This is a genomic window from Dialister sp., assembly GCF_051885895.1.
Classification (GTDB): Bacteria; Bacillota; Negativicutes; order Veillonellales; family Dialisteraceae; genus Dialister.
Window position 1 is genome coordinate 1 of sequence record NZ_JBJEXP010000102.1, and the last position, 5,304, is coordinate 5,304.

General features: G+C 51.3%; 4 protein-coding genes. 3 read left to right on the top strand and 1 reads right to left on the bottom strand.

Annotated elements, in window-relative coordinates; all coding sequences use genetic code 11:
* Positions 1 to 75: 75 nt before the first annotated feature.
* Positions 76 to 1,485 (bottom strand): aspartate ammonia-lyase, encoded by a 1,410-nt coding sequence (locus ACI4N7_RS08585; protein WP_439732945.1) that lies wholly within the window; start codon positions 1,483 to 1,485, stop codon positions 76 to 78.
* 373 nt (positions 1,486 to 1,858) lie between these two features.
* Between ACI4N7_RS08585 and ACI4N7_RS08590 the strand changes: the two genes are divergently transcribed.
* The 3 genes from ACI4N7_RS08590 to lonC form a co-directional block, all read left to right on the top strand.
* Complete coding sequence (locus tag ACI4N7_RS08590) at positions 1,859 to 2,110, top strand: hypothetical protein (RefSeq protein WP_439732946.1); 252 nt, start codon at positions 1,859 to 1,861, stop codon at positions 2,108 to 2,110.
* 63 nt (positions 2,111 to 2,173) lie between these two features.
* Positions 2,174 to 3,202 carry a deoxyguanosinetriphosphate triphosphohydrolase gene (locus ACI4N7_RS08595; RefSeq protein WP_439732947.1) on the top strand — a complete coding sequence of 343 codons (1,029 nt, stop codon included), beginning with the start codon at positions 2,174 to 2,176 and terminating at the stop codon, positions 3,200 to 3,202.
* Positions 3,203 to 3,459: 257 nt separating this feature from the next.
* On the top strand, positions 3,460 to 5,304 hold a 1,845-nt coding region (lonC, locus tag ACI4N7_RS08600; protein WP_439732948.1), incomplete at its 3' end, for a Lon family ATP-dependent protease.

A 5,304-nucleotide genomic window follows, 5' to 3' on the forward strand; every position in this document is an offset into this window, starting at 1 on the left:
GAAGGCAGACAAACAAATATTATTATTATTTTCAGCTGTTATACAGATCTGGGAAGCAGATTTATCTGTTCCCTGTCACCGTGACAGAGCGTCTTTTCCGCCTGCAATGCCCGGATGGGTCATTTCATAGGGAGAAAGGATGCGGGTCATGGCTTCCTTGGTGATGAGCTGCTTTTTCAGGATGATTTCCCGTACCGGTTCGCCGGTGGTATAGGCTTCCCGGGCGGTGGCAGCGCATTTCTCATAGCCGATGTGAGGCAGGAGGGCGGTAATGACGCCTACACTGTGGTCGACCCAGTACTGGCACTGTTCTCTGTTGGCCTGCAGGGATTTCAGCAGTTTTTCATTGAAGGTATTCACCGCATTGGTGAGGTAGCGGAAGGAATTGAAAATGTTGAAAGCAATGACCGGTTCCATGACGTTCAGTTCCAGCTGTCCGTTTTCCACGGCCATGCTGATAGCCAGATCGTTGCCGATGACCTGGTAGCAGGTCTGGTCAAGCACTTCTGCAATGACCGGATTCACCTTGCCTGGCATAATGGAAGAGCCGGGCTGGCGGGCTTCCAGTTTGATTTCATTCAGTCCGCAGCGGGGACCGGAGGCCATGAGACGGATATCGTTGGCCATTTTAATGAGAGACAGGGCAGTCACTTTGAGGGCGGCGGATACATCGGCATAGCAGTCCGTATTATTGGTAGCGTCGATGAGGTTCGGGGCCGTTTCAAAATGGAAGCCTGTGATTTCGGACAGGGTATACGGGAAGAGCTTGATGTATTCCGGTTCTGCATTCAGACCGGTGCCTACGGCAGTGCCGCCCATGTTGAGATCCTGCAGGGAACGCAGGGAACGGGTAATGCGTCCGATGCTCCGGCGCACCATGGAAGCGTAGGCATTCATTTCCTCGCCCAGGGTAATGGGTACAGCATCCTGGAGATGGGTGCGTCCCATTTTCAGCACATCCTGGAATTCCTTTCCCTTGGCTTCAAATCCTTCAGCCAGGTCAATGAGTGCTTCTGTAAGGGCAGCGGCCTTCCGGCAGAGGCAGACTTTGATGGATGTGGGGAATACATCATTGGTAGACTGGGCCATGTTGGCGTGGTTGTTCGGCGAAATAATATCATAACGGCCCTTGGGATATCCCAGGATTTCCAGGGCACGGTTGCACAGAACCTCATTCATGTTCATGTTGATGGAAGTGCCGGCGCCGCCCTGAATGGGATCCAGCGGGAACTGGTCAAGCATTTTCCCTTCCATGATTTCATCAGCAGCCTGGATGATGGCTTCTCCGATGGTCTTGTCCATACGGCCTGTCTTCAGGTTTGTCAGGCAGGAAGCCTTTTTTACAGCAGCTATGGACTTGATGAAATCCGGATCCAGATGGGCACCGGTAATCTGGAAATTTTCCTTAGCCCTCATGGTTTGAACTCCGTAATACACTTCATCAGGTACTAATTTTTCTCCCAGAAAATCATGTTCCTTGCGCATTTTTTGAATTCCTTTCCATGCATATTATGCAATAATAAAGCGTTGAAATATAATTTCAATGCAATTTTGAATGGACGATGTATTCTTTGAAATCATCCTTATGACTGAAAAAGGCGGGGAAGCCCATCCCCCGAAGGCTTCCCCGCCACAGAAAAGGCGTCTGATAGTCCCAATGTATCAGACGCCTTTGCCAGTCATGTTCACTTTGAAGAAGAAATCTTTCAATTCCTTCATCTGGCAACAAGTGTACAACTATTCCCATATTCTGTCAAGAGGTATAAAAGATTAGAAGTGCGGAGAAATAAGTATATACTTATTTTGAAACTGCAGGCCGGGATGCAGACACCGGCGAAGACGGCAGGATTAAAGACAGATGAAATCTAAAGAAGCCCGGAAGAAAGGCATTGAAAATTTTTTGAAAATGGTTTTTCCACGCGGAACAGAGGGAAAAGATTTTTACAGAGCGGCTGCCTCAGAGCAGACCATAGAAGCAGATGATATAATAAAAGAAATGAATTCTATTTCATCAAAAGCACTGATGCAATCGGCATTCCATTTCATTTCTGCGGTTTTATTCTGCGCCGGAAATCATTCCACGCAGCAGGTTACTGAGTGGGACCGGTGAAATGAAAATCCATATGAAACTGACTGCTGTGAAGAGGTCAGTGCTTCCTGAAAAGGAGGGCCTATGCTGATACGGGAACGAATCGAAGAAGTGGAAAAAAACATCCTCTGCCATCGGGCAGCGCTGGCTGTCAATGCCCGGCGGGACAGAGAAGAAAAGAAAGATCCTCTGCGCACCGATTTCCAGCGGGACCGGGACCGGATTCTTCACAGCAATTCCTTCCGGCGGCTGAAACATAAAACCCAGGTCTACATTGCCCCCCTGGGCGATCATTACCGCACCCGCATGACTCATACCCTGGAAGTGGCGCAGATCGGCCGCACCATGGCAAGAGCTCTCTGCCTGAATGAGGACCTGGTAGAAGCCATTGCCCTGGGCCATGACCTGGGCCACACGCCCTTTGGCCATGTAGGGGAGCAGGCGCTGCAGGAAATCTGCGGACATTTCGAGCACAATGAACAGAGCGTCCGCATTGTGGAAAAACTGGAAAAAGAAGGACAGGGGCTGAACCTGACACGGGAAGTGCGGGACGGCATGCTGAACCACTGCGGAAAGCGCAGGGCTCACACGCTGGAAGGGGCCCTTATCAAGTATGCCGACCGCATCGCCTACCTCTGCCACGATTATGAAGATGCGGAAACCATGGGTCTTATCGGACCGGAGGATCTGCCGGACGAGGTAAAACAGAAGATCGGCATTACCCATTCCTCCATGATTACCGCCCTGGTGACCAGTGTGGTGAAAAACTCCATGCAGGATGAAAAGGACGGCATTCATATGTCGGAAGAAGGAGACGCCATTCTCCTTCGTTTCCGGCAGTTCATGTTTGAAGAAGTCTACATGTCAGAGAACCTGATTCCCGACAGGAAACGGGGCAGCAATGTCGTCAAAATGCTCTATACCTACTACACTGAAAAGAAGCCCGACGGCTCCTATCATACGGACCGCCTGCCGGAAAAGCAGATCCGGCTGGCGGGAGGCAATATTCCGCTGGCAGCCGTAGACTACATTTCCGGACTGACCGATAACTTTGCCATCAATCTTTTTGAAGACATCTTTGTGCCGCGGTACTGGACCTTCAAAAAAGGGTGAGTTCATTAAAAATGGGATGGAAGGCTCACCGACAATCCCGCGTCCGGCAGAAGGGAAATTCTGTCCCTTTTTAAAGGACAGAGGCTCGCCGGCGGCTCCCTGATTGACTCATATTTCTTACTTATATATAAGTATAAGGATATAAAAAGAGAAAAGCGGCAGGCGGAGCGGATGCTCATGCCTTTTACTTTCAGACATTCAAAGCATCACAGAAATAACGATTTCATATACAATACAATAATAAGGAGGGGATTTCTGTGGAAGACGTAAAAGACCTCATAGGCCGCCTCATGAACCATGTGGACGGCGGCAGCATATCTGACGAAGAACTGAAACGGCAGATCAATGCCATTTACAGCATTTATGCCGGCATCATGGGCTCGGAACAGATTATTGTCCAGGCCAGCCGGTACAATGCTCTCAAATATATACATGATGAAAATCCCCGCGTCCGCCTGGTGGGCATGGAACGGCTCATTCTGGAAAGCAGGGACTATACCAGAGTGCCTGCGGAAGAGGAAATTCCGGGCATCCTGGACAAGCTGGAAGACAAGCTGGCGGAAATGCTGGCCCGGCAGGCCGTGGAGCGGCAGCTGGAAGAAAAAATAGCAGACCGTCTGGAAGAACGGCATCAGGAGTATGTGGATGAAATCCGTCAGGAAATCATCAACGAAGAAACAGGAGATACGGAGACGCCCCAGAGCCGTCGAAAAATGGAGAAACTGGAAGCTCTGGACAAGGTAAAGCTTACCTCCACCATTATGAATGTGGTACGGCCCAAGAACCTCTCCGAAATCATAGGACAGGACCGGGCAGTAAAAGCCCTTTTCTCCCGCATTGCTTCTCCCTATCCCCAGCATCTCATCCTCTACGGGCCTCCGGGTGTAGGCAAGACCACTGCTGCCAGGCTTGTGCTGGACGAAGCGAAAAAGCTCTCTTATACCGCTTTTGGCGAAAAAGCTCCTTTCATCGAATGCGACGGCACCACCCTACGGTGGGACGAAAGAGATATGACCAATCCTTTAATCGGATCAGTTCATGATCCTATCTATCAGGGCGCCAGCCGGGAACTGGCCGATGACGGTATACCGGAACCCAAGCCCGGCCTTGTCACCGATGCCCACGGCGGCGTCCTCTTCATCGATGAAATCGGCGAGCTGGATCCCATGATGCTGAATAAGCTGCTTAAGGTACTGGAAGACAAAAGAGTGTACTTCGAATCCGCCTACTACGACGAAGATGATCCCGCTGTACCGGACTATATCAGAAAACTCTTCAAGGACGGCGCACCGGCGGACTTCATCCTCATCGGCGCTACTACCCGGCAGCCCGAAGACATCAATCCCGCTATCCGCTCCCGCTGTGCAGAGGTTTTCTTTGATCCTCTCCAGCCCAAAGATGTGGAAGAAATTGTGCGCCATGCAGCGGATAAGCTGCATGTCCATCTGGAGGACGGCGTGGATCGGCTTATCAGCTCCTATACTATGGAGGGACGAAAGGCGGTGAGCCTCCTGGCAGATGCCTATGGCCTGGCGGTTTACGAAAGCGGAAAAGCCGATTCCGTTTCCATTACATTGGATCTTATGAAACGCACTGCCCAGGCAAGCCGCCTGTCCCCCTGGCTGGGACGGGTGAAGCAGGGAGAGCCCAAGATCGGGCATATTTACGGATTGGGTGTAGCCGGGTACTACGGAAGCACTATTGAAATAGAAACTGCCGTTTTCCCGGCCAAAAGCCAGGGTAAGGGCACGATCCGCTTCAACAGCACCGCCGGATCCATGGCCAAGGACTCTGTATCCACTGCGGCTTCCGTGGTACGCCTCCTTACGGGAAAAGATCTCTCCGACTATGACCTTCATGTCAATATCATAGGGGGAGGCAACATCGACGGACCCTCTGCCGGTGCCGCCATTACCGCAGCCATTCTCTCTGCCCTGGAGAAAATTCCTCTCCGCCAGGACTACGCTGTCACAGGGGAAATTTCTCTTTCCGGAGACATCAAACCGGTAGGCGGAGTCTCCGAAAAAGCCTTCGGCGCCCGGCAGGCCGGCATGAAAGGTATTCTCATCCCGGAAGACAACAGGACAGACATCGACCCGAAA

Bases quoted from the DNA above. Each gene is read 5' to 3' on its own strand.
- ACI4N7_RS08585 (WP_439732945.1), bottom strand. From the start codon at position 1,485: ATGCGCAAGGAACATGATTTTCTGGGAGAAAAATTAGTACCTGATGAA.
- ACI4N7_RS08590 (WP_439732946.1), top strand. From the start codon at position 1,859: ATGAAATCTAAAGAAGCCCGGAAGAAAGGCATTGAAAATTTTTTGAAA.
- ACI4N7_RS08595 (WP_439732947.1), top strand. From the start codon at position 2,174: ATGCTGATACGGGAACGAATCGAAGAAGTGGAAAAAAACATCCTCTGC.